Origin of the sequence: Bacillus sp. KS1, assembly GCF_020075515.1 — a bacterium.
Taxonomy (GTDB): Bacteria; Bacillota; Bacilli; order Bacillales; family Bacillaceae; genus Bacillus; species Bacillus velezensis.
Window position 1 is genome coordinate 139,386 of the sequence record NZ_JACAWW010000018.1, and the last position, 22,468, is coordinate 161,853.

At 49.1% G+C, this 22,468-nt stretch carries 23 protein-coding genes; 5 read left to right on the forward strand and 18 right to left on the reverse strand.

Features of this window, described 5'->3' with window-relative positions; genetic code table 11:
* Positions 1-74: 74 nt before the first annotated feature.
* The 4 genes from HWY38_RS13290 to HWY38_RS13305 form a co-directional block, all read right to left on the reverse strand.
* Entirely contained in the window at positions 75-1,589 is a 1,515-nt protein-coding gene (locus tag HWY38_RS13290; RefSeq protein ID WP_224182009.1) for a class I adenylate-forming enzyme family protein, read from the reverse strand.
* Between the two features lie 222 nt (positions 1,590-1,811).
* Positions 1,812-3,896 (reverse strand): BglG family transcription antiterminator, encoded by a 2,085-nt coding sequence (locus HWY38_RS13295; protein WP_224182010.1) that lies wholly within the window; start codon positions 3,894-3,896, stop codon positions 1,812-1,814.
* Positions 3,897-4,195: 299 nt separating this feature from the next.
* The gene (locus HWY38_RS13300) at positions 4,196-5,098 is read right to left on the reverse strand and encodes an aldo/keto reductase family oxidoreductase (RefSeq protein ID WP_038456976.1); all 903 of its coding nucleotides are present in this window, start codon (positions 5,096-5,098) and stop codon (positions 4,196-4,198) included.
* A gap of 114 nt (positions 5,099-5,212) precedes the next feature.
* The gene (locus HWY38_RS13305) at positions 5,213-7,216 is read right to left on the reverse strand and encodes a penicillin-binding transpeptidase domain-containing protein (protein ID WP_224182011.1); all 2,004 of its coding nucleotides are present in this window, start codon (positions 7,214-7,216) and stop codon (positions 5,213-5,215) included.
* Between the two features lie 156 nt (positions 7,217-7,372).
* Here HWY38_RS13305 and HWY38_RS13310 point away from each other — a divergent pair, with 156 nt between their 5' ends.
* Positions 7,373-7,693: an antibiotic biosynthesis monooxygenase family protein gene (locus tag HWY38_RS13310; RefSeq protein ID WP_003156282.1), complete on the forward strand. Its 321-nt coding sequence runs from the start codon at positions 7,373-7,375 to the stop codon at positions 7,691-7,693.
* On the opposite strand, the gene HWY38_RS13315 is transcribed toward HWY38_RS13310, so the two are convergent.
* The 9 genes from HWY38_RS13315 to HWY38_RS13355 form a co-directional block, all read right to left on the reverse strand.
* The gene (locus HWY38_RS13315) at positions 7,664-7,879 is read right to left on the reverse strand and encodes a YczI family protein (RefSeq protein WP_369719110.1); all 216 of its coding nucleotides are present in this window, start codon (positions 7,877-7,879) and stop codon (positions 7,664-7,666) included. The genes HWY38_RS13310 and HWY38_RS13315 overlap by 30 nt on opposite strands.
* Before the next feature lie 195 nt (positions 7,880-8,074).
* Positions 8,075-8,716 carry a GDSL-type esterase/lipase family protein gene (locus HWY38_RS13320; RefSeq protein ID WP_224182012.1) on the reverse strand — a complete coding sequence of 214 codons (642 nt, stop codon included), beginning with the start codon at positions 8,714-8,716 and terminating at the stop codon, positions 8,075-8,077.
* A gap of 64 nt (positions 8,717-8,780) precedes the next feature.
* The gene (locus HWY38_RS13325; RefSeq protein WP_224182013.1) at positions 8,781-9,530 is read right to left on the reverse strand and encodes an IclR family transcriptional regulator; all 750 of its coding nucleotides are present in this window, start codon (positions 9,528-9,530) and stop codon (positions 8,781-8,783) included.
* Positions 9,531-9,547: 17 nt separating this feature from the next.
* Complete coding sequence (locus HWY38_RS13330; RefSeq protein WP_224182034.1) at positions 9,548-10,555, reverse strand: biotin-dependent carboxyltransferase family protein; 1,008 nt, start codon at positions 10,553-10,555, stop codon at positions 9,548-9,550.
* A gap of 2 nt (positions 10,556-10,557) precedes the next feature.
* Positions 10,558-11,289 (reverse strand): 5-oxoprolinase subunit PxpB, encoded by a 732-nt coding sequence (gene pxpB, locus HWY38_RS13335; protein WP_032872918.1) that lies wholly within the window; start codon positions 11,287-11,289, stop codon positions 10,558-10,560.
* Between the two features lie 29 nt (positions 11,290-11,318).
* On the reverse strand, positions 11,319-12,113 hold the full coding sequence (locus HWY38_RS13340) for a putative hydro-lyase (RefSeq protein WP_224182014.1): 795 nt from the start codon (positions 12,111-12,113) through the stop codon (positions 11,319-11,321).
* Positions 12,114-12,117: 4 nt separating this feature from the next.
* Complete coding sequence (locus HWY38_RS13345; RefSeq protein WP_224182015.1) at positions 12,118-13,332, reverse strand: NRAMP family divalent metal transporter; 1,215 nt, start codon at positions 13,330-13,332, stop codon at positions 12,118-12,120.
* A 22-nt stretch (positions 13,333-13,354) separates the two neighbouring features.
* Positions 13,355-14,119 carry a 5-oxoprolinase subunit PxpA gene (locus HWY38_RS13350; RefSeq protein WP_224182016.1) on the reverse strand — a complete coding sequence of 255 codons (765 nt, stop codon included), beginning with the start codon at positions 14,117-14,119 and terminating at the stop codon, positions 13,355-13,357.
* Positions 14,120-14,325: 206 nt separating this feature from the next.
* Positions 14,326-15,075: a Cof-type HAD-IIB family hydrolase gene (locus HWY38_RS13355; RefSeq protein WP_003156292.1), complete on the reverse strand. Its 750-nt coding sequence runs from the start codon at positions 15,073-15,075 to the stop codon at positions 14,326-14,328.
* A gap of 127 nt (positions 15,076-15,202) precedes the next feature.
* Between HWY38_RS13355 and HWY38_RS13360 the strand changes: the two genes are divergently transcribed.
* Positions 15,203-15,367: a hypothetical protein gene (locus tag HWY38_RS13360; protein WP_088461426.1), complete on the forward strand. Its 165-nt coding sequence runs from the start codon at positions 15,203-15,205 to the stop codon at positions 15,365-15,367.
* A gap of 38 nt (positions 15,368-15,405) precedes the next feature.
* On the opposite strand, the gene HWY38_RS13365 is transcribed toward HWY38_RS13360, so the two are convergent.
* From HWY38_RS13365 to HWY38_RS13385, 5 genes are all read right to left on the reverse strand, one after another.
* A complete protein-coding gene (locus tag HWY38_RS13365; protein ID WP_032872906.1) occupies positions 15,406-15,801 on the reverse strand; it encodes a 3-hydroxyacyl-ACP dehydratase FabZ family protein in 396 nt (131 codons plus the stop codon).
* Positions 15,802-15,868: 67 nt separating this feature from the next.
* A complete protein-coding gene (locus tag HWY38_RS13370; protein WP_224182017.1) occupies positions 15,869-16,990 on the reverse strand; it encodes a mannitol-1-phosphate 5-dehydrogenase in 1,122 nt (373 codons plus the stop codon).
* 1 nt (position 16,991) lies between these two features.
* Positions 16,992-17,423, reverse strand: coding sequence for a PTS sugar transporter subunit IIA (locus HWY38_RS13375; RefSeq protein ID WP_012116817.1), 432 nt, complete (start codon positions 17,421-17,423; stop codon positions 16,992-16,994).
* Positions 17,424-17,448: 25 nt separating this feature from the next.
* Positions 17,449-18,888, reverse strand: a complete 1,440-nt coding sequence (locus HWY38_RS13380) for a PTS mannitol transporter subunit IICB (RefSeq protein WP_224182018.1) — start codon at positions 18,886-18,888, stop codon at positions 17,449-17,451.
* Positions 18,889-19,062: 174 nt separating this feature from the next.
* Entirely contained in the window at positions 19,063-19,404 is a 342-nt protein-coding gene (locus HWY38_RS13385; RefSeq protein WP_007609433.1) for a hypothetical protein, read from the reverse strand.
* 176 nt (positions 19,405-19,580) lie between these two features.
* Here HWY38_RS13385 and HWY38_RS13390 point away from each other — a divergent pair, with 176 nt between their 5' ends.
* The 3 genes from HWY38_RS13390 to HWY38_RS13400 are packed head-to-tail and all read left to right on the forward strand — an operon-like array spanning position 19,581 to position 22,441.
* The gene (locus HWY38_RS13390) at positions 19,581-20,153 is read left to right on the forward strand and encodes a DeoR family transcriptional regulator (RefSeq protein WP_082998976.1); all 573 of its coding nucleotides are present in this window, start codon (positions 19,581-19,583) and stop codon (positions 20,151-20,153) included.
* 32 nt (positions 20,154-20,185) lie between these two features.
* Complete coding sequence (locus tag HWY38_RS13395) at positions 20,186-21,814, forward strand: copper resistance protein CopC (RefSeq protein ID WP_224182019.1); 1,629 nt, start codon at positions 20,186-20,188, stop codon at positions 21,812-21,814.
* Positions 21,815-21,826: 12 nt separating this feature from the next.
* Positions 21,827-22,441, forward strand: coding sequence for a YcnI family protein (locus HWY38_RS13400; protein ID WP_224182020.1), 615 nt, complete (start codon positions 21,827-21,829; stop codon positions 22,439-22,441).
* Positions 22,442-22,468: the final 27 nt, after the last annotated feature.

Sequence of the window (22,468 nt, forward strand, 5' to 3'; positions counted from 1 at the left end):
ATGTTTTCGGAGTAAAATGTTTCACATGGAACGCAAGAAAAAAACCCGGCTGGCAGCCGGGTTTTTGTTTTCAATTATGAACGGACCGCTTGTTTGCGGAGCACGTCTTTTCTCACTTTTCCAAGGTTGTTTTTCGGAAGTTCGCTGACGAACTCAATGTCCGGAATTTTAAAGGCGGCAAGACGTTCTTGAAGGAATCGGGTCACTTCTTCTTCTGTCAGGCCTTCTCTGCCGTTTGTCACGATGAACGCTTTCGGTTTTTCGCCGTAGAGCGGATCAGGGATACCGACAACTGCCGTTTCGAGAATGCCCGGCACTTGCTGAATGACCTCTTCAATCTGGTCGGGATAAATATTATCGCCGCCGTAGATGATGACATCTTTATACCGTCCGGTGATAAAGATAAATCCGTCTTCATCCACATAGCCGGAATCGCCGGTATGGAACCAGCCGTCTTTCAGCACTTTTCGTGTCGCTTCTTCGTTACCTTCGTAGCCTTTGAATAAAAACGGACTTTTCACAACGACTTCTCCGATTGAACCTTGCGGAAGGAATTCACCTGTTTCCGGATCTACAACGCGGACGTCCACTTCTTCCATCGGTTTACCCGCGGAAGCGGCTTTATCCATTCCCATTTGCGGATTCCAAGAGCTGATGCCCCACGCTTCCGTGCTTCCGTATCCGTGCATGAGCGGAATGCCGATGTCGAGATACTGCTGGATCAGACTGCTTGGCACCTTTGTTCCTCCCGTCATCATATAAACGATAGAAGACATGTCAGTCTGATGCGTTTCCCATGCTTTCAGCAGGTATGTGAAATAGACTGGCAGCGCCATAATGGTTTGAATTTTCTCTTTTTCGATGAGCTTCAAGTTTTCCACAGGGTCCTGATTGTCGGTCATAATGAATGTCGTTCCGCTCATCGTGCCGACCATCTGGCAGATAATCGCGCTCGTATGGTAATTCGGATGGCATGCTAAGAAGCGGACATGCTGCATTCTCCCCGTGTATGCCAATGTCGCGTTTACGTAGTTGTATATGCCGCCGTGAGTGATCATGCAGCGTTTCGGATTGCCGGTTGTACCTGAGGTAAACATCAGCAATGCCGTATCGTTTTCAGACACCGTTTCGACGTCCGGTGTTTCACCGGAGCCTGTCAATAAAGCGTCAAACTGAGGCGTTGTCTCCGCAGCTGTTCCTGTTACGACCTTCAGTTTAAGAGAAGATGTAAGCGCAGGAAGCACTTCTTCCATGATCTCTTTAAATTCAGTGCCGTAAAAAACAGCTTTCGGTTCACAGGCTGCTAAAATGCCTTTCATTTCGTAAGGTGTTAATTGCCAGCTGACCGGCACAACCACCGCGCCGATTTCGAGTGCCGCAAACATGACAATGGATGCCGCGTGGCCGTTTTTGCAAAGCATCGCCACTCTGTCGCCTTTTTTTATTCCTTTATCAAGAAGCGCTTGTGCAAGCTGGTTGATTCGTTTTCGATATTCCGCGTAGGTCAGGGTATGCGTACCGCTTTTTACAGCTTCGATCTCTTCGCTATTTGAAATGTCATGCAGAATCAGATGCTGTAATGTCTCCATATTTTCATCTCCCATAATGATAAATCACAAAAAAACTCTGTCAGATTTTCTTTCTCACGCAACCCATTTTAAACCAAAAAATATAACTTGTAAAACTATTTTGTTTTAGAACTATTCCATCGGTGAATGATACAATAGTCCCGTGTTTTTAGTTTCTTCCCTTCCCCTTACCCTCATACATGCACAAAAAAACACACCCCACATGAGGTGTGCGCTTCCTGTTTACCGCTGTCCTTTCTCCTGAATGAAATGATAAAACAGCTTGTTTAAACGTTTGTATAAATCGGCCTCATCCTCAGTCTGGAAGGCTTTTATACTGTCTTCAGACTCGATGATGGCCGAGCTGACCGCACTTAGTATTTCCGACCCTTCAGCGGGCATATCAGCCGGCGCCATCATCACCAAAGCGCGGTCGACGGTCAGGGAATTTCCGTCCATGCCTTTGACACTGCATGGAGCTGTCAAATCATAAATTTTGAAAAAAGGCGTGACAATTTCTTCATTTTTGAGATGGTACAGGGCCATCGCCGTTCCCGGAATGCCGAGTCCGCCCTGTCGTTCACGCTCAGCAAGGCACTGTGCGGTTTTTCGGGCATTATGAACCAATCCTTCTTGCTCCAGCATGGCAAACAAATGATCTAAAAACAGTTCGTACTCCGTGTTTGAATCAATCGATTTGATCGAAAAGTTCCGCAGCACGCTTTGGATAACCGCCGCGTAATGCGCCATACGGCCGGCCGCTTCCAGCATATCAGGCGTCTCCGGCTGCTTCTCTTCTCTTTTACCGTTTCTTTTTTTGTCAAGGATCAGCGGAATCTTTCTTTTGATGTACTGCTTGACCTGATCAGCGTCTTCTTCGTTTAAAAGCGGACTGACCATGACGTAATCTATGTTTCCATACGGAATCGGAACGGTGGATACGATCATGTCATACGCGGTGATGTCTCGATCCTTCAGTTCGATGAGGGAAGACATATCAAAGGAACGGATTTCCGGAAGCTCTTTTTTCAGCCTGGACGCGAGCATTTTGGACGATCCGATGCCGCTTGAACAGACGATCAGCGCTTTGATCTTCGCTTCTTCCCGTTTGATTTCCAGAGCGGAGCCGAAGTGAAGAACGATGAAAGCAATCTCATCATCAGAGAAAAGAAGCCCCGGAAAGAATTTTTCCATTCCTTCTTCTACGGCCATGTACAGCAGAAAGTAGTCGCGTTTAATTTGCTCGGTCATCGGATTGTACATGTCGATATTTTCTTTTACCCGGTTGATCGCAGGCTCCAGATGGGCGATTAAACCGTCGTATAAAGAACCGTTTTCCGTCAGATCAATTTTAATTTTTTCAGAAATGAAGCCGATCAGCTGCTTCGTTTGCAAGGCCGTTTCAACCTCTATGTCTTCCGGTTTGAATTCCGTTTTGTATTTGCGGTTGGCGCTCCGCAAATGAATGGTGATATAACCGATCTCAGCTTCCGGAATTGAAACGCCGAACGCTTTTTCAAGCTCTTTTGCCATTTCCAGCGCAGAGCCGTACTCCTTCGTCTGCTGCAGCGCTTTTAGTTCCGAATCCTCCATCGTGATGGTTTCTCCGAGCCTGATCCGGTCCATCGCAAAGGTTAAATGAACCGCAAGCGCCATGTATGAGCTGTCAGATAAGGCGATCGCGATTTTTTCCTTGAGCTGTATTAAGAGCCGGTCCATTTTCAAAAGTTCCGCTTTATTTACGACGCCGAACATTTTTTCAGCATCGTCCGGTTTTCCTTTAATATTCAATTCAACCGCTTCCAAAAAGCTTTGAATATCAAGGCGGTTGACGATGAGATTGCCGACGATTTTCCGTTTCGCATTTTCCGGCCCCGTCAGCTGAATGCCGAAGCCCCTTTTTCGGATCAGCGTCAAGCCGAAGGGCGCAATCCAAGTCTCCAGCTCATCCAGGTCATAGCTGATCGTCGCGTTTGTCACTTGCAGTTCGTTCGCCAGACTGTAGAGCTTAATCGGCTCTTGAGACTCTAATAGTGAACATAGAATTAAAAGTTTCCGCTCCTCAGCGCTGTATTCATACTGTTCATAGGACAGGTCTGACAGGAGTTTTTGTTTGTCCTCCGGGTTTCCTACCGCTTTCAGTCCTTTGCCGGGCTGTTTATCAAGTGCCAGACCGAATGATTCCATCATCGGTTTGATTGTTTTTAACTCGCGGTGAACGGTTCTTGTGCTGACTTGTAAAGCTTCCGCCAGTTCATGCACTGTCTCGTACCGGTTCTGCAGTAAAAGATGTTTCATTAATTTTTGTTCTCTCGCTGTCATATACATGAAACGCGCCTCCAGATTTTCTAGTTGTGAGAAGTATGGCATATGGGGAGTGCTGCCGGGGAAAGTGGTGTAAGTTATAATATAAAACGCTTTCAATGATTATTCAACCATTTTCAAATGGCAATTTGGCACTGGGCCGTGTGACAGTATTGAAAAAGAAAAATGTGTCAGATAATATGCCATGACGCTTGTTACTCTTGATCCGCACGGCTATACTTCAAAGTGACCTTACTTGTTTTTAGACATTGCACACCACATAAACAAACGCCCGGAAGCTAGCTTCCGGGCGTTTGTTCTGTTTATGGAATATCGCAGCCTTGGACACCGGTATAAATCCGGAACCACTGATCATGGCTGAGTTTGTACGCGGATGCACGCACCGCGGCGGAAATGCGGTTCTCTTTTCCGCTGCCGACAATCGGCATGATGTCTGCCGGGTGGGTGAACAGCCATGCGTACATGACTTCGTCAATGGAAGCGGCACCGATTTCTTCCTGTACGGAACGAAGCGCGGCACGGATTCGGAGGTCCTTATCTGATTGTCCGGTAAAGACGCTCCCGCCCGCAAGCGGTGACCACGCCATCGGCGGAATGCGTTTTTCCTGACAGAAATCCAGCGTGCCGTCATGAATATTTTCCAGCTCGTACGCCGAGATTTCAATTTGGTTTGTGATAAGCGGATCATCCAAATAGGATTCGAGCATTCTGTACTGGTGCGCTTTAAAGTTCGACACCCCGAAATATCTGACCTTTCCCGAGCTTTTCAGCGCGTGAAACGCTTCAGCCACAGCCTCCGGGTCCATAAGCGGGTCCGGTCTGTGAATGAGCAGCACGTCCAGATAATCCGTATTCAGATTCAAAAGCGACTGCTCCGCCGACGCTAAAATGTGAGACTTCGATGTATTATAATGATGCGACTTGTTTCCGGGCCGTTCCGGTGATTCAATGACAATCCCGCATTTTGTGACGATTTCGATTCGCTCCCTTATTGAAGGCGAAAGGGACAAAGCGCCGCCGAAGAGCTTTTCACACGTATAACCGCCGTATATATCGGCATGGTCGAAGGTGGTGATGCCTTGGCTGATGCACCATTCAATCAGATTCAGCAGCTCTCCGTCTGAAACATTCCATTCGTTCAGACGCCAAAGCCCGTGTATCACTCTTGAAAATTCCAGGTCTTCAGCCAATTGAATGCGCTGCATGTGAAATCCCCCTTTTTTCTTAGAGCCTCTTGTATCTCTGTTTTCAGGAATTGCCCATGCTGTTTCATTCTGCTTCGGCGGCCGATTTTCCTTTCAGCCCGCAAAAATCGTCATTTAATGATTCTGAAACTGCTTTTTCGCTTTTTCAACGACGTAATGGCTTCCGCCGCGTTTTTTGACATCTTGAATCATCATCGCGATCAAAAGGTCTTTCTTTTTATAATCGTAACCGACAAACCAGCCGTTTTCTTTGCCGTCTTTATCTTCTTTAGACGTTTTCAGCTCGGCTGTACCGGTTTTTCCGGCTACGGTAATGCCGCTTACGGCCGGCTGATATGCAGAGCCGCGCGGATCTTCAACGACGCCTCTCAGCCCTTTCGTGATTTCTTCGGCATTGGCTTTCGATACCACTTGCTTATGCCAGATTTGCGGTGTTTTTTCTCCGTCTTTGATCAATGTCGGTTTGACGAGATTTCCGTCTGTTACAAATGCGGTATAGTCAGCAGCTAAGTGCAGCGGAGACATCATCATCTGCCCCTGGCCGTAGCCCGTATCTCCGAGAAGGATCTCGGAATCAAGCTTGCCGTTAGCGATTGAAGACTTTTCAATCGGAAATTGGTACGGAATCTCTTCATCAAAGCCAAATGTTTTTAATCCTTTTGTAAACGCGTCCGCTCCGGCATCTATGGCATTTTGCGCAAAGTAGATGTTGTCCGATGTGATCAGCGCGTTTTCGAGATCCACTTCATTCAGGCGCTCTGATACGCGTGTGACATGGTAACCGCCCCAGCTTGAATCTTTCTGCCACTCTTTTCCGGTGATTTTTTTCTTTTCTGACGCTTTCAATGTGCCGTTTGTCAGGCCGACTGCCGCGGCAATCGGTTTAATCGTTGATCCCGGCGCATAGAGTTTGTTGAATTTCGCTGAAAACGGATTGTTTTTATCTTCATTCAGCTTTTTCCATTCTTTGCCGCTCCAGCCGAAAATAAAGCCGTTCGGGTCATAAGACGGTGCGCTGACGAGCGCGAGTGTCTCTCCCGTTTGCGGTTCGAGGGCGACTGCCGCTCCGCTGTCATCTTTCATAGAATCATACAGCTTCGTCTGCGTTTTCATGTCAATCGTTACATGAATATCCTGCCCGCTTTCGGCTTTCTTTTCAGCAATGACCTCACCTGTTTGCGGGACGTAAATTTTCCAGCCGGTCGTGCCGCGCAGCTTGTCTTCATATACATTCTCAAGGCCGGCGATGCCGATTTTGGAAGTATCGCTGTATTGGCCGTCTTTCGCTTTTTTCAGCTGCTCCGCTGTGATGGTTTTAATATAGCCGGTCAGATGGGCCGCTTTTTCGCCGTACGGATAGTAGCGGGAGCTGACTTTCGTTTTCGTCACACCGTCTAATGCGAGCAGGCTTTTGACCTTGCTTTCATCATCCGGTCTGATTTTTTGAATCGGGACATAGGAGTCGTCTTTTACCCAGCCCTGGTTCAGTTTGCTTTTGATATCGTCTTCAGAAAGGTCCAGTTTTTCAGACAGTTTTTTGATCACGCTGTCTTTATCCTTACCGAGTTTTCCAGGGATAATGCCGATTTCCGGCACCTCGGTATTCACGGCGAGACCTTTTCCGTCTTTGTCGTAAATTTGTCCGCGCTTCGGTTCTTCATTTGCGATCTGCACGGTTTTGTCATCGGAAAGCTGTTTGAAAATAAAAGAAGGATTCCAGTCGATGTTCCATGATTCTCCATCGTCTGTTTTTTCTTTTTTCAGGACGGCCGTGTTTTCAAAAGCGACCTTCCCTGCTTTTGTATCCATGCTGACTTTATAATCGATGTGCTGGAGGTCATCTTTTTTCTTGTCGTCTTCGTCCTGTTTTTCGGCAGTGACTTTCAGATTTTTGACCCCTGCTTGTTCATAAATGGTTTCATATCGTTTTACAAAATCCTTTTTGGATAGCTTATTCTTTTCATCCTGGGTGAGGCTTTGGTACATCTTATCGTAATGACCGCCGTTCCAGTCTTTTACGAAATCTTTCATTCTGTCTTCGGCCGATTCCGTTTTCGAGCAGCCGATCAAACCTATGATTCCTGCGAGTAAAAGTAATAGGTATAACCCTTTTTTCACTGTCTATTCCCCTGCCTTCCAACTGTTATTTTCTCCTAAACCAAATCAGGCTGGCAAGGATTTTTTTCTCATAGTGTTTAAAATTTTTTTGTTTTTCCGGCCGTCACGGGCCATATTCTTATACAATGTATCTATTAAAAAAAGGGGGAATTTCAGATGATCAGAGAAGCAGCCATGCTTTATGTAAAAGAAGGTCTTGAGGGGGAATTCGAAGAGGCATTCCGCCGGGCGGAGCCGATTATCGCGGGTATGAAAGGCTATCTGTCCCATTCCTTGTCCAAATGTATGGAAAAGACGCATAAATATTTGCTGCTTGTGGAATGGGAGACATTAGAAGATCATACAAAAGGCTTTCGCGGATCGCCGGAATATCAGGAATGGAAAGCCTTACTGCACCGTTTTTATTCACCATTTCCCGTTGTGGAGCATTTTCAGGATCTATCAGACTCAGATCGCGTGAAGCGTAAAACCGATTAAGGAGATTGACCATACAAAAACGGCGGTATAGATATTGAATTTCCCGGAGCCGTCGTTTTCTTTCCGTTTTTCCTCCAGCCCCTGAATGAACATGACCGCACCGAGAAACACGAGCATAACCGGCTGTATGACAGAGGTATGTTCCGCATACGTAAATGCGGCGGCCGCAAGTATAATAATCAGCATCGCGAGTGACAGTTTTAAGGCGCGCAGCAAAGCAATCCATCCTTTCTGTTATCATTTTTTGAACACAATTCTATTTCTGTCTTTATCCCCCATTATTCTAGCGTATTTTTTGCGCGGATAGAACGAAAGTCGGACAATTTTAAGTTTGTTTTAAGGAGCACGAAAAGCGCGCTCCCGATGAAAAGGAGCGCGCTGTTATGAGCGGGCGAGGCTTCCGTATCCGAGCCCCCGCAGGACGCATGCCATGACTTCATATCCCTTACTGTTGGGGTGTACGCGGTCATGAGAGAGATATTCATTCATTTTTCCTTTGAAAGCGCTGTGGACGTCGGCGATTTTGACGTGCGGCGCCGATGCGAGTGTGCTGAGGTGCGCATTATAAGAGGATATCCATTTTTCTGCAATGGAGATGTCCGGAAAAGGATTGTATAAATTAAAGACGCGGATCTCATAAGGAGACGGGTGCGGCCCTTTTAAGGCAGCGATCTTGGCTATCATCTTTTCAAAGTTCTCATGGCAGTGACTGGACACGCTTGTGAACACCGAAGCGTCCGATGTTTGCTGATATGCCTGAACCGAATCGATCAAATCGTTGCCGCAGCCTGTAATCGTAATCATATCAGCAGCCTGAATCCGCCTCTGAATGTACGGCAAAAACATAAGCCCAAGAATTTCTCCCGTCTCAAGGCCTGATTTGGCAAAGATGGATACGTCGGTTCTTGTCTGTAAATCTTCTGCCATCATGCGCCCGAACCGCTGGACAAAACCGGCGGAAAACGGCCCGGATCCCCTTCCCGTCGTCAAAGAATCCCCCAGCGCCGTATAAACAAGTCCCATTTACTTTCCTCCACTCGTTACTATCGATATTGTAATGTACGCGAGTGAAGAAAAATTGGCTCGGTCAATAACCCAATTTCTCAGAAATATGCTGTGCGGCGTTTTTGACCTTTTCGGTTAAATACGGCAGCCTGTCCTTTGAAAACCGGGCTTCGAAGCCGGCGATGCTGATTCCGGCAGCCACCTTACCTTCGTGATTGAAAATCGGCGCCCCGATCGCCGCCGTGTAATCTTCTAATTCCGAATAGCTGATCGTATAACCTGATTGTAAGGATCTTTCAATAGATTGAAGCAATTCAGCCCGATCCGTCATCGTGCCTGAGGCGATTGCGGAAAGCTTTGTCTTCTGAATGTATGTGTCGATCTCCTCTTTTGGCAGAAACGATAGAATGCTTCTGGCGCACGCTCCCGCGTACAGCGGCGACCGGCGGCCGATTGCCGTATACAGGCGGACGGTTTGGGTGCCTTCAATTTTTTCGACGTAAATGGCTTCATCCCCGTCCCTCATGATCAGCTGAACGGCCTCATCCACTTCGCCGCACAACTCTTCCATAATCGGTTTGGCTATTTTCCTGATATCCAGACGTTCAGAGACGAGCTGGCCGAATTGTAAAAAGATCAGACCAAGCTGATAACGGCCGTCCGCTGCCCGGGTGAGAAACCCCGTTTCCTCCAGTGAGCTTGCCATCCGGTGAACCGAGGTCTTCGGCATTTCCGATAGAGAAACCAGTTCATTTAAGCTCAGGCTCGGTTCAGTGAGAAACAAATGAAGCAGTTCCATTGATTTGATGACGGTTTTGTTTAAGTTTTCCATGGTCTTTAGCCCCTTTGTCAGATCAGCCATTCCATTTTGAGCCTTGCTTTCAGCTCCTTCAGCTGCTGTTCCTTCTCCAAAAGCAGCATTTCCGCTTCCTCCAGCGAAACGGCCCGGAACGTGATATGTTCCCCCGGCATCGTTTGGGCGGCGAGAGGAAGATCGGCGGATATGATATGCGCCATCCGCGGATAGCCCCCCGTCGTCTGTCTGTCAGCCAGCAGAATAATCGGATTGCCGTCCGGCGGCACCTGCACCGTTCCGAACGTCACGGCCTCAGATACCATTTCCAGCGGCTCCCGCAATTCAAGCGGAGCGCCCTTCAGCCGGTAGCCCATTCGGTCGGATTGAGGCGTGACCGTATATGACTCTTGATAAAAACGCAATTTTGCTTCTTCTGTAAAAGCGTGAAATTGTGCGCCTTCAAGCACTCGTATGACCGGATTTTTTTTCAGCGGCAGAAATCCTCTGCTGCTGACAGACCAATCAGGCGCTGAGAAACCATGCTGTCCGAAAGAATCGCTCAGACGGTACGCGATTGATTCCGAACATGGCGTCATACGGCCGAGCGGCAGCTCATCATCTTTTTGCAGCGCTCTTCCGCAAAAGCCGCCGATCCCCGCTCTGACATACGTGCTTTTGCTTTCCATGACGGCGGGCACGTCAAATCCCCCCGCGACGGCGAGATATGCGCGGCTCCCCATCTTGCACGGCCCGAATGAGACGACGCTGTTTTCCTTTATCAAAACCGGTTTCCACAGAGGAGCGGGCTCCCCATTAATATGAAGGGCGAAATCAGCTCCCGTGACGGCAATAACCGCGGGTTCTGAGAACTCAAAGGAAGGCCCTGGCCCCATAAGCGTAACTTCAAGCCCCGCCTCTTTTTCTTGATTTCCGGCAAGAAGATTGGCGATGCGCAGAGAGATCGTATCCATTGCGCCGCTTCCCAGCACACCGTATTTCTGATAACCCGTCCGCCCCGTGTCCTGAACCGTCGTCAAGAGACCGGGCTTTACCACTTTCATACTCATTCGGCTCCCTCCTTGATGCGGCTGTATTCCTCTGCCGTGATCCGGACGAATTTCACCGTATCGCCCGCTCTCAAAAGACTCGGCGGATGTTCTTCCGGCCTGAAAAGCCGGAGCGGGGTGCTGCCGATCAGCTGCCAGCCGCCGGGAGTGGATATCGGATACACACCGGTCTGCATTCCCGCGATTCCTACTGAACCGGCCGGGATGGACGGCCTTGGTGACGCCTTTCTCGGCGCTCTGATCCGCTCAGACATTCCTCCCAAAAACGGAAATCCCGGCGCAAATCCGAGCATATAAACGAGATATTCACCTTCAGTATGAATGCGGATGACGTCTTCCGGGGTCAGATCGTTCATCTCAGCGACCTCTTCTAAATCGGGACCGAAATCACCGCCGTAGCAAACGGGGATTTCCATCACCCGGCGCTCTTTCTGGCGGTCGGTCATTATATGGCTGAGACGTTCTGTCACTTCTTTCTTGACCAGGGCAAAAGGAGAGACGCCTTTTTTTATGTTTGAGACGGCATACATATCATAAAAGATCGTTAGGCTTGTGAATGCCGGAATACATTCAACGAAGCCCGGGAACGGCCGTTCTTCCATACAGGCTGCCGCCGCATGCACCCGGCTGTTGACCTCTTCGCTGATGTGCCCGCCAAAGCGGATGATAACGGCGGAATCACCGTACGGCTGTATATCAAGCGCTGTATTTCCGCTATACTGCATCATTGTCATCACCTCGTTGTATTCTTTCTCACTTACAGGACAGCAAGCGATTCATTTCGTATATCGGTGATCAGCATGTGCCCCGGTGAATGTGTTATCACAATATCAGGCTTTGCTTCCATGATCACCGCCTGGGGTGTAACGCCGCAGGCCCAGAATACGGGAACTTCACCTTCCCGCACCGTTACGGCATCTCCGAAATCCGGCTGATGCAAATCGCTGATACCGATGCTTTGCGGATTTCCGATGCGGACGGGGGCGCCGTGCACGGCGGGAAAACGTGCCGTGACCTGCGCCGCGCGGACTGCAAGCCTTTCCGGAATCGGTCTCATGCTGACGACCATCTTTCCTGAAAATGGGCCCGCCGGAACACAGTCAATATTTGTTTTATACATGGGAACGTTCACGCCTTCATCAATATGCCTGATTGGAATGTGCTGATTAATAAGGGCTTGCTCGAATGAAAAACTGCAGCCGATTAAAAACCCGACATCATCATCCCTCCAATACGGCGTAATATCCGTTACCTCTTCAGTAAGCACGCCATGCCGATAAATCCTGTATTTCGGAAAGTCCGTCCGGATATCAGCTCCCGGCGCAGCTATTGCCGGAACGGGTGAACCCGCATCCGTCACATCAAGCACCGGACAAGGCTTTTGATTGCGCTGGCAGAATAAGAGAAAATCAAAGGCAAGATCCTTTTGCAAAACGACGAGATTGGCTTGTGCGTAAGAAGCGGCCATCCCCGCCGTCGGCCCGGTCATCTGCCCTTTCCTGATCAGCTGTCTGGCTTCTTCGGGGCTCATGTCACTCATATGGTTTTTCATATCATCAGCTCCATAGCTGCGGCATTTGCGTGAATAATGTATAGATGCCCATAACCGCCATGACAACCACTACGATCGCCCCTGCAATCGTGAGCCAGATCGGATGCTTGTAATCGCCGACGATTTTTTTCTTATAAGCGCCCAACAGAATCATCGCTAATGCAAGCGGCAGAATTAAGCCGTTAAGCGAACCGACCGCGACCAAAATTTTAGCAGGCTGGCCGATCGTGACAAAAATAAGAGTGGATACGATGATAAAACCGATAATTACGCCATGTGAGTGCTTTTCGATTTTTGTTGAAAATGATTTGAAAAATGATACCGATGTATAGGCGGCGCCGATGACAGACGTGATAGCGGCAGACCACATGATGACGCCGAAAATTTTATAGCCTACATTTCCCGCCGCAAGCCGGAATACAGAAGCCGCCGGATTATCAGGATCAATGCTCAGGCCCTTTGAGACGACGCCGAGCACGGCGAGAAACAGGGCAATCCGCATAACCGATGTAATCAGAACGCCTGTGATGGAGCTTTTCGTAACCTGAGGAATGACTTCTTTCCCTTGGATGCCTGAATCAAGCAAGCGGTGGCCTCCGGCAAATGTAATGTACCCGCCGACTGTGCCGCCGACAAGCGTCACGATCGCCAGCACACTGATATGATCAGGCATAAAAGTTTTCACAACGGCGTGTCCGACGGGCGGAGCCGTCGTTACGGCAACATACACCGTCAATACGATCATGACGATTCCGGCGATCTGCATAAAACGGTCCATGACTTTTCCGGCTTCCTTTATGACAAAAATCAGCACCGCGACCGCTGCGCTGATTAAAGCGCCGATCTCCGGTTTGATCCCAAATAATACTTGAAGACCGAGACCCGCGCCGCCGATGTTTCCGATATTAAACGCAAGTCCGCCGAGCATGACCAAAAAAGCAATGGCATAACCGGCGCCCGGAAGCACCATATTGGCAATCTCTTGGCCGCGCTTTCCGGAAACCGCGATAATCCGCCATACATTGGTTTGCGCGAAAATGTCCAAAATAATAGAAATTAAAATGATAAAGCCGAAGCTTGCCGCCAATGTATTTGTAAACGTGGCCGTTTGCGTCAGAAAGCCGGGCCCGATTGATGATGTCGCCATCAAAAATGTCGCGCCTAAAAGAATCGACCATTTGCCGGAAGCCTTTCCGGCTGTTTTTTTCTTTTGCTCCATGCTGTCTTCCTCCCTCTGCTGCTCAGTCTTTTGCAAGCGCGCTGATTTGAATGTCTGCCGCTTTTAATTCTTTTTTGATTGTTTTTGCGAATGTGAGGGCGTGGGCTCCGTCTCCGTGAATGCAGACCGTGTCCGCTTTCAGGCTTACAGCTTGTCCCTTACGTGATGTCACCGTACTGTCTTTCACCATTTGAATCACTTGACCGACCGCTTTTTTGTCATCCTGAATCAGCGCATCCCGCTCTGAACGCGGCGTCAGCGTGCCGTCTTCCTGATAGGTGCGGTCCGCAAACACTTCGCTTGCCGTCCTCAGTCCGATTCGATCTCCCGCTTTAATCAGCTCGCTTCCGGAAAGCCCGAAAAGAATAAGCCCGGGATCAAAATGACAGACCGCCTGAGCGATGGCTTCTGACAGGCCGGGATTGACGGCGGCCATATTATATAAAGCACCATGCGGCTTCACATGCTGCATCTCGACACCTTCTGCTTTTAAAAACCCTGAAAGCGCGCCGATTTGGTACAGCGTCAGATCATACGCTTCCTCGGGTGTAATCGCGATCTGCCGCCGCCCGAATCCCTGCAGATCGAACAGCCCGGGATGAGCGCCGATTTTCACGCCTTTTTCCGCCGCAAGCGCAACCGTTTTGCGCATCACGCTGGGATCACCCGCATGAAAGCCGCAGGCGATGTTTGCAGATGTCACATAATCCAAAATCTCTTCATCCAGTCCGATTTTATAAGCACCGAAACTCTCTCCTAAATCACAATTGATGTCAATCTGAAACATAAGATCCCTCCTGTATTGTAAACGTTTTATATTATTATCATTCCGCTATTCGGAATGACTATTCCGAATTGTTGAATTTCTCTTCATTATATTTAATTCTGACAGGTTTGAACATCCTTTTGTCAGAAAACCTACCATGGACCTAGTCATAAATCTGACAAAACAAAAAAAAGAGAGCCTCATACTGAGACTCTCTCTTTTTTCTATTATAACACCCAGTGGCGGATCGCTTTGGCAACCCCGTTTTCCGTGTTGACATCAGTCACCCAGTCAGCTGTTTCTTTCACAATGTCCTGCGCATTCCCCATGGCGACGCCGACACCCGCTTTTTCAATCATGGCGATGTCATTCAGACTGTCACCCATGGCCATCACATTTTCCATCGTGAAGCCGAGTTTTTCCGATACCTTCGCCAGCGCAGCCGCTTTGTTGATACCGAGGGCATTGACTTCGATGTTGATCGGGCTGGAGTTTGTGATCTCGAGCTCCTTGTATTCCTTGAGCTCTTTCAGCACCTCATTCCGCACTTCGTCATCCTCGATTTCGAATCCGAACTTGAGCCACTGATGATCCGTAATTGTTTCCGGGAATTCCCCTCTCCACACTCTATCGACGGTAGAGGCCCAGAAATTCGTGTTGTGCTTATTCCTCAGATCCCATAATTTTTGAATATGATCGGTATGAAGAAGCTTGCGCTCAACCAGCTCAAAGTTGGAATCCCAGATTTCGCTGCCGTTTGCCGTGATTAAAAAGGATGACAGCTCGAGAGACTCAGCCAGTTCGCGGCAGGTCATCAGCGTGCGTCCTGTGCTGATGACGACGTGAATTCCTTTCGCCTCCGCTTCCTTGATCGCCCGCCGGTTTTCCTCCGGGATGAGCTGCTCGTCATTGAGCAGGGTTCCGTCCATATCAATCGCGATCAGTTTAATATCTGCGTCTTCTCTTTGTATCGGCATATATGTACCTCACTTTTTATAATGTAGTCGTCTCTATTTTAATACATATGACCCACAGGAACAAAAAACCGCTTCCTGCGTTTGGCGGGGAGAACGTTGAGGAAAAGAAATATTGAGGTGATGGAGGATGAGAGAAAGAAAACAAAAGAACAAACCGAATGAAAATCCTGAACATCATGATTTAACCGATCCGATTCCGCTGGAAGAGCTGAAGGAAAACGCCAATGACGAAAAACACAAACATGACCAAAGGGACAATTCACAGAGTGAAAGAGATTATGATACAAAATAACAGACTTGTCCGAAAGCCGCCGCTAGAGGCGGCTTTTTTTACGATGGCTGGATAAATATGCTGAGTTCAGCTTCCGCCACAGGCTTCCCGGCAACGGACGCTTTCGCCCGGCCGAACACAAAACCGCGTCTGATTCGCGTGACCTCAAACAAAAGATCCAGACGGTCTCCCGGCAAAGCGGCACCTAACCTTTCCGCTTTCTTCACCGCGGATAAAAGACCGAGGCTGTCACCGCCGGTAATTCCCGCGCAAGCCGCCGTTTGGGCCATTGCTTCAACGACGAGCGAAAATGGCATCTCTCTTTGGGATTCAGTTATAAACCAGTCATTTTCACTGATGTTTTTGTAAGCAGCCGCCCATTTTCCGGCTTCACTGTTCGTCGTGCCGTCAATTAAAAGAAACGGATAACGATGTGGCAATAGCTTCTGATTCATCACGCATCCTCCCTTCCCTCTTATTATAACGCAAGAAAAAACCCGCGTCCCCGACGCGGGTTCATTTTTATTGATTGAGCTTTTTGAGGACGATGCCGTGCAGCGGTTCATGCGGCTGAATACCGCAAATGTCTTGAAGAACGCGGCTCGTGCCTTTTTCCGCGATAAGCTTTTGCAGCTCAACCGCTTCCGGATCATCCTGATAGTCAAAGCGCAGGGCGGCGGCGATGCCTTCTGCCAGCGCATTCGGTTCTTTTATTTTTTTGGCCGGCCCTACTAATCTGTCATTCGCTCCGAGTTTTCTGAGTGGTGATCTGGCGACTCTTGTCACATCATCCGTGATATATTCATTTTCAAAGCGGCCGATGATTTTTTTCATGTACTGCTCGTGTTCGGATTGCTTAAAGCCGTACGCTTTCACCAAGTACTCGCCCGTTTCTGAAAGTGCATCGTACACGACACGCCGGATTTCCGGATGGCCGATGGCCTCTTTGACGGTTTTTAATCCGCGCTGATAGCCGACGTACGCCGTAACGGCATGACCGGTATTGACGGTAAACAGCTTTCTCTCGATGAAAGGCGTAAGGTCATCCGTAAACAACGCGCCTTTAAGTACCGGCTGGCCGCCGGCAAAGCCGGTTCTGTCTATGACCCATTCAAAAAACGGTTCTACGGATACTTTCAGCGGATCTTCATGGTGCTGAATCGGCACGATCCGATCTACCGCAGAATCCGGGAAGCCGACCGTCCGGTTCACGAGTTCCCGCTCCGCTTCCGTCAAATGTCCGAAAACTTCTTTTTTCAGAAAACTGCTGCCGCCGATCATATTTTCACAGGCAATGATATTGAGAGGCTCAGAGGACGTTCTGCGCTTCAGCCCTTCCGCGATGGACGGGGCGATGAGTCTGAGAACGTTCGGGCCCACCGCCGTCGTAATGATCGCCGCTTCATTGATCAGCCCGTACAGCTCTTGTTCTTGCACCGCGCTGTTGATGGCTGAAACGGGGCCGATGATTTCGATCTGCCGGCCGCCGTCGGCAAGCTCCACGGTATATTCCTTCTTTTCATTGAGAAGGCTGACCATCGTTTCATTCACATCAGCGAAAACTACGTCATAGCCGGAATGATGGAGCAGGGCGCCGATAAAGCCCCGCCCGATGTTTCCCGCTCCGAAATGAAGGGCAATCATGTCAGTTCACCTCGCTGAAAATAGCGGCCAGTTCTTCTTCCGTCTTTGCACTGATCAGCCGTTCGATGTTTTCTTCCTCTGAGCAGATGATGGCGATGTTTGACAGGATGTCTAAGTGTTCATTGTTTTTTCCGGCGATACCGAAAACGACCTTTGCCGTATTGCCTTCACCGTATTCCACACCATCCGGAATCTGGATGACGGAAATGCCTGAATGAAGCACCTCATCCTTTGCATCTTCCGTGCCGTGCGGGATCGCGATGAAATTCCCCATAAACGTGGATGATGTTTCTTCACGTTCGAACATTTTTTCCACATAGCCGTTCTTCACGTAGCCGTTATCAATCAATGTCTGTCCCGCGAGGCGGATGGCATCCTCTTTTGAGTTCACCGTCTGGTTTAGTTTGATGTTCGCTTTAGCCAATACTTCCATGATGAAGATCCCTCTTTCTGTTTGATTAGTTTTTAAGCTTTTCAATCAGTTCATCGTATTTCGGGCTGTTCAAGAAATTATCAACCGAAATGTGCACCGCCTGCGGCAGCTTCGCTTTCGCGCGGTCAGTCAGGTCCTTATGCGTAATGACGATATCCGCGTCATTCGGCAGATTATTGATCGACGTATTTGTCACATCGATATCCAGGTCTGCTTTTTTCACTTTGTTTCTTAAAATGGAGGCGCCCATTGCGCTCGATCCCATACCCGCGTCACACGCGAAGATAATGCGGCTGACTTGGTCAGCGGAAATATCAGCGGCGCTGTTTTCCGGCTCTTCCTCTTTGTCTGCCAATGCGGCCGCCGCTTCGCTTTTCCTGCCTTTCATTTCCTGCATTTTTTCCGCCGCGGCTGTCAAATCTTCTTCACCTGCTTTAGACGATTTCAGAATAAGCGCCGAGACGATAAACGATACGGCCGCGGCAACGATGACGCCCGCCAGCACGCCGAGATAGCTTCCTTTCGGCGTCAGCGCCAAAATGGCGATGATGCTTCCCGGAGATGATGCGGCGACAAGACCCGCGTTAAAGATCGAGAATATAAGCAGTCCGCTCGCTCCCCCGGCGATCGCCGCGAGGATCAGCATCGGTTTCATTAAAATGTAAGGGAAATAGATTTCATGAATCCCCCCGAAGAAATGAATGATCGCCGCTCCCGGAGCCGTCGATCTTGAAGAGCCTTTCCCAAAGAACATATATGCCAGTAAAATACCGAGTCCCGGCCCGGGGTTCGCTTCCACTAAGAACAGAATGGATTTACCCGCTTTGGCGGCCTGCTCGATTCCGATCGGACTTAAAATGCCGTGGTTGATCGCGTTATTCAGGAACAGGACTTTCGCCGGCTCTACGAAAACGCTTGCAATCGGCAGCAAATTCGCGTGGACAATGACTTCCACACCTGCCGCCAGCAATTTGTTAAGAGACAGGACGACCGGGCCGATCGCATAAAACGCGATAATCGTCAGCACAGCTCCGATAATTCCCGCCGTGAAGTTGTTGATCAGCATTTCAAAACCCTGTCTGACTTTATCTTTAAACACACGGTCTAATTGTTTAATGAGATAACCGCCCAAAGGCCCCATAATCATTGCCCCTAAGAACATCGGAATGTCCGCTCCGACAATGACTCCGATGGCGGCCGTCGCTCCGACGACTCCCCCGCGGTGATCATAGATCATTTTTCCGCCCGTATATGCAATTAAAAGCGGCAGAAGATACGTAATCATCGGGCTTACCAATGTATTCAGCTGCGGATTCGGAAACCATCCCGCCGGAATAAACAGCGCGGTGATAATTCCCCATGCGATAAATGCACCGATATTCGGCATGATCATACCGCTTAAATAACTGCCGAACCGCTGTATCTTCACTTTCATGCCAGCTTGCTGTTCTTGCTGCATGTTCATTCCCTCCCTGTTTGCTTGCCTTCAGATGAAAATAAATAAGACACGGGGTTTCTCTCTCCCCTGTGTCTTCATCATAAAACGCTTACAATCCCCATTCAATGAAAAGTAAAGAGGAGTTTGGCACAGAGACTGTGACAACTCCTTAACAAAAAAAGACACCTCATCAAAGGTGTCTTACCGCTTTCTGTATATAATGTGTCCTTTAGTGACGACGAGTTTGGCAATGAGCCGCTCACTGACAATAAACACCGGATACGCACATACGAGCGCGAAAATGGCGGCCGGCACATACCGCGCTGCCGGAAACATCGGCATGACGGCGGTTCTGGCCATCTGCACAAGATAAATCAAAAGCACCGTGATCGCAATGGCCACAGCCATAATCGGAGCGGATACTTTATATTCACGCAATTTCACATGGCAATGCCCGCACTGAAACTGGCACGGGATCATGGATGATCTGACCATGTCGCCTGTAATCGGCTTGCCGCAGTTCGGGCAGGTCGTTTCTTTCATGTTTATTCCTCCATTCAACTCTTCTATTATAACAGAGTCTGACTACGTCTTTTACATTTGTGATTGTTCAACATTTTTTCACATATTTTATCATCAGACTCTTGTGTGCATTTGTGAAAACATCTACTCTTAGAGGGAGGTTCATCACTCATTCGCATAAAAAGGAGGATGCAGAATTGCTTCCGATTCACAGACAGCAAACCTTGCTTGAATGGCTGAAAGAAGAGGGCGCGCTGAAAATCTCTGACATAAGCGAGAGATTCGGCGTCTCCGAGATGACCGTGTACAGAGACGTCAATCAGCTGGCGGATGCAAACCGGATTATCCGGACACCCGGCGGCATTACGCTCCCTACCGCTTCAGAACGAAGCGCCAATCAATGCGGCTATTGCCTGCGGCCGATTCAGCATTCGTATTCTGTTCAGCTTATTACCGTTTCACAAGCCGTTGAGCAGATGTGCTGCATTCATTGCGCGATTTTGCGGTATGAGGATAAAAAGGAAGAAGTGTCCCACGTCATTTGTAAAGATTTTCTTCTCCAGACGACGCTGACGGCCGCTTCCGCATACTTTTTAGTCCATGCCGATATTGACCTTCACTGCTGCCGGCCTCAGGCGATTCCCTTCTCAACGCTTGATTACGCAGAACGGTTTCAAAAAGGATTCGGCGGGGTCATTTGCACCTTTGACGAGGCGGCGGACATCATCTTACACGACAGGCAGAAGGGATGCACCTGCAGCAAGACATAACAACAACCAACCGGAAGGCGGTGTCATCATCCATGAGACAGAACAAACTCTGGCTCATCTTTTTGCTGTTCCTTGTTTTGATTCCGAAAACAAGCTTCGCCCACGCCTACATCACAAACTCAAATCCGGGTGAGAACAGCGAATTAAAACAAGCGCCGAAGCAGATTGAAATTGAGTTTAATGAACAGATTGAAGAAGGATTCCACTCCATTAAGGTCTATAATTCATCCGGCGAACGGGTCGACGCGGGCAAAACGGTGATTCAAAAAAATGATGCCCGCATCATGACCGCGGCATTGAAAAAAAAGCTGCCGCATGATATTTACAGAGCGGAATGGAACGCGGTATCGGCCGACGGACATCCGGTATCCGGCGTCATCCCTTTCAGTATCGGAAAAGCCGGCGGAGAACTTCAGGAGCAGACATCATCGCAAGCGGCGCTTCATCCCGAAGCGACCATCGACCGCGGTATTTTGTACACCGCTCTCTCCCTGTTTATCGGCACGGCTTTTTTCCATCTGTTTTGGTACAGAAATAATAAAGATTCATCAAAAGCAAAACGAACTGTAAAGCTGCTCGTGATTTCTTTATGTTTAACGGGGCTCGCGCTTATCTGCCAGCTCCCGATCCAGACGAAAGAAAACGCGGGCGGCGCTTGGAGCGCCGCGTTTCAGCCGGACTATGTAAAAGAAACGCTTCTGAAAACGGCAGGCGGGTACGTCTGGATGATCCAGATCAGCTTATTTATCCTGCTCGCCCTGTCCATGATCCCGCTGTTGAAGAAGAAAGCATTCCGGTCATTTGCGTACTGGACGGCGCCGCTGTTGTTCTTCTTCGCTTCGCTTTTGGCAAAAGCATTCGCCGGGCATGCGGCGGTTATCGACGAAAAAGCGGTCGGCATCGCGATGGACTTTCTCCATTTATCGGCCGCGTCTGTATGGATGGGCGGTATCGCCGCGCTTGTGCTGCTTCTTTCATCAGAGTGGAGAAAACCCGATAAAACCATCGCTTTGGAAACGGTCAGACGGTTTTCTCCTTGGGCGTTCGCCTCTGTCGGTGTGCTGTTATTTTCAGGCGTGCTGAACGGATTTTTCATTATCCGCACGTTTGATTCACTCTTTCACACTGCTTACGGTAAGACGCTCCTTTTGAAAATCGGACTGTTTGTCATCATGCTTGTGCTCGGCGCCATTCACGTATGGATGACGAAGTTCAGCAGAAAAAGGAGCATCAGCGCAACGATAAAGGCCGAATGGGCACTAGGCATTGCGGTGTTATTTACAACCGCCGTCTTCACAAGCCTGCCCAGTCCGCCGCCGCCAGCGCCATTGCCTTTTAACGGCTCAGAAACGATCGGAAACGGGCAAACCCTGTCCTTGCACATTACGCCGAATCAGCCGGGTAAAAATGAATTTCAAGTCATTGTCACCGATCACAACGGCAGCTTGGTAAAAGACATTCAGCAATTTACGGTCACTGTTTACCAGATGGGCTTCAGCGGCAAACAGCATGAAAGCACCTTTGATTTGAAGAAGACGAAGGAAGGCACATTTGAAGCCGCCAACCTGTCCATCACCGAAAAGGGAAACTGGAAGATCAAAGTCCACGGGCTGACAAACGATTTTAATGAAATCAACCAAATATTCTCAACGACAAACTAAGGAGTGTATCTCATGTTGAAAAAAAAGGCTTTATTATTCATATCCGCCGTGACCCTGTCACTCGTCGGTTTTACGGCGACAGCAAGCGCCCACGTCTCAGTCAAACCCGCGGAATCCGCGGCCGGTTCTTGGGAAACGTACACGATGAAAGTGCCTGTGGAAAAGAATGAGCCGACAACGAAAGTCGTGCTGAAAATGCCCGCCGGCGTTGAATTTCAGCAATATCAGCCGATTCCGGGCTGGAAAACATCCGTATCCAAACATGATGACAAAGCGGTCTCCGTCACTTGGGAAGCAAAGAACGGCGGCGGCATTCAGCCCGGCCAATTCCAGCAGTTCACGTTCGTTGCGAAAAATCCTGAAAAGAGCGGAGATGCCGCTTGGGACGCTTACCAATATTACAAAGACGGCAGCATTGTAGAATGGACGGGTGATGAGAAAGCCGACACGCCCCACTCGATTACGAAAATCACGAAATCGGCCAGCGTGACGGATGCGCACGGAGCTGAACAGTCAAACGAAGAAAGCAAATCCGGCGTATCAGCGCTTGATATTGCAGCCATCGTTCTGTCAGCTGCGGCGATTATCCTTTCCATCGCGGCGCTTGTAAAGAAAAAACGCGCGTAAGCAAAAAGCGATCCGGCTCTAAAGAGC

Coding starts and splice junctions, on each gene's coding strand:
- HWY38_RS13315 (WP_369719110.1), bottom strand. CDS start 7,879: ATGCTGATTATTATACTTGCGGCCGCCGCATTTACGTATGCGGAACAT.
- HWY38_RS13360 (WP_088461426.1), top strand. CDS start 15,203: ATGAGAGAAAGAAAACAAAAGAACAAACCGAATGAAAATCCTGAACAT.
- HWY38_RS13330 (WP_224182034.1), bottom strand. CDS start 10,555: ATGAAAGTGGTAAAGCCCGGTCTCTTGACGACGGTTCAGGACACGGGG.
- pxpB (WP_032872918.1), bottom strand. CDS start 11,289: ATGATGCAGTATAGCGGAAATACAGCGCTTGATATACAGCCGTACGGT.
- HWY38_RS13345 (WP_224182015.1), bottom strand. CDS start 13,332: ATGGAGCAAAAGAAAAAAACAGCCGGAAAGGCTTCCGGCAAATGGTCG.
- HWY38_RS13355 (WP_003156292.1), bottom strand. CDS start 15,075: ATGCCGATACAAAGAGAAGACGCAGATATTAAACTGATCGCGATTGAT.
- HWY38_RS13400 (WP_224182020.1), top strand. CDS start 21,827: ATGTTGAAAAAAAAGGCTTTATTATTCATATCCGCCGTGACCCTGTCA.
- HWY38_RS13365 (WP_032872906.1), bottom strand. CDS start 15,801: ATGAATCAGAAGCTATTGCCACATCGTTATCCGTTTCTTTTAATTGAC.
- HWY38_RS13380 (WP_224182018.1), bottom strand. CDS start 18,888: ATGAACATGCAGCAAGAACAGCAAGCTGGCATGAAAGTGAAGATACAG.
- HWY38_RS13340 (WP_224182014.1), bottom strand. CDS start 12,113: ATGAAAAACCATATGAGTGACATGAGCCCCGAAGAAGCCAGACAGCTG.
- HWY38_RS13385 (WP_007609433.1), bottom strand. CDS start 19,404: ATGAAAGAAACGACCTGCCCGAACTGCGGCAAGCCGATTACAGGCGAC.
- HWY38_RS13290 (WP_224182009.1), bottom strand. CDS start 1,589: ATGGAGACATTACAGCATCTGATTCTGCATGACATTTCAAATAGCGAA.
- HWY38_RS13320 (WP_224182012.1), bottom strand. CDS start 8,716: ATGGGACTTGTTTATACGGCGCTGGGGGATTCTTTGACGACGGGAAGG.
- HWY38_RS13310 (WP_003156282.1), top strand. CDS start 7,373: ATGATCAGAGAAGCAGCCATGCTTTATGTAAAAGAAGGTCTTGAGGGG.
- HWY38_RS13300 (WP_038456976.1), bottom strand. CDS start 5,098: ATGCAGCGCATTCAATTGGCTGAAGACCTGGAATTTTCAAGAGTGATA.
- HWY38_RS13350 (WP_224182016.1), bottom strand. CDS start 14,119: ATGTTTCAGATTGACATCAATTGTGATTTAGGAGAGAGTTTCGGTGCT.
- HWY38_RS13295 (WP_224182010.1), bottom strand. CDS start 3,896: ATGTATATGACAGCGAGAGAACAAAAATTAATGAAACATCTTTTACTG.
- HWY38_RS13325 (WP_224182013.1), bottom strand. CDS start 9,530: ATGGAAAACTTAAACAAAACCGTCATCAAATCAATGGAACTGCTTCAT.
- HWY38_RS13370 (WP_224182017.1), bottom strand. CDS start 16,990: ATGATTGCCCTTCATTTCGGAGCGGGAAACATCGGGCGGGGCTTTATC.
- HWY38_RS13375 (WP_012116817.1), bottom strand. CDS start 17,423: ATGGAAGTATTGGCTAAAGCGAACATCAAACTAAACCAGACGGTGAAC.
- HWY38_RS13395 (WP_224182019.1), top strand. CDS start 20,186: ATGAGACAGAACAAACTCTGGCTCATCTTTTTGCTGTTCCTTGTTTTG.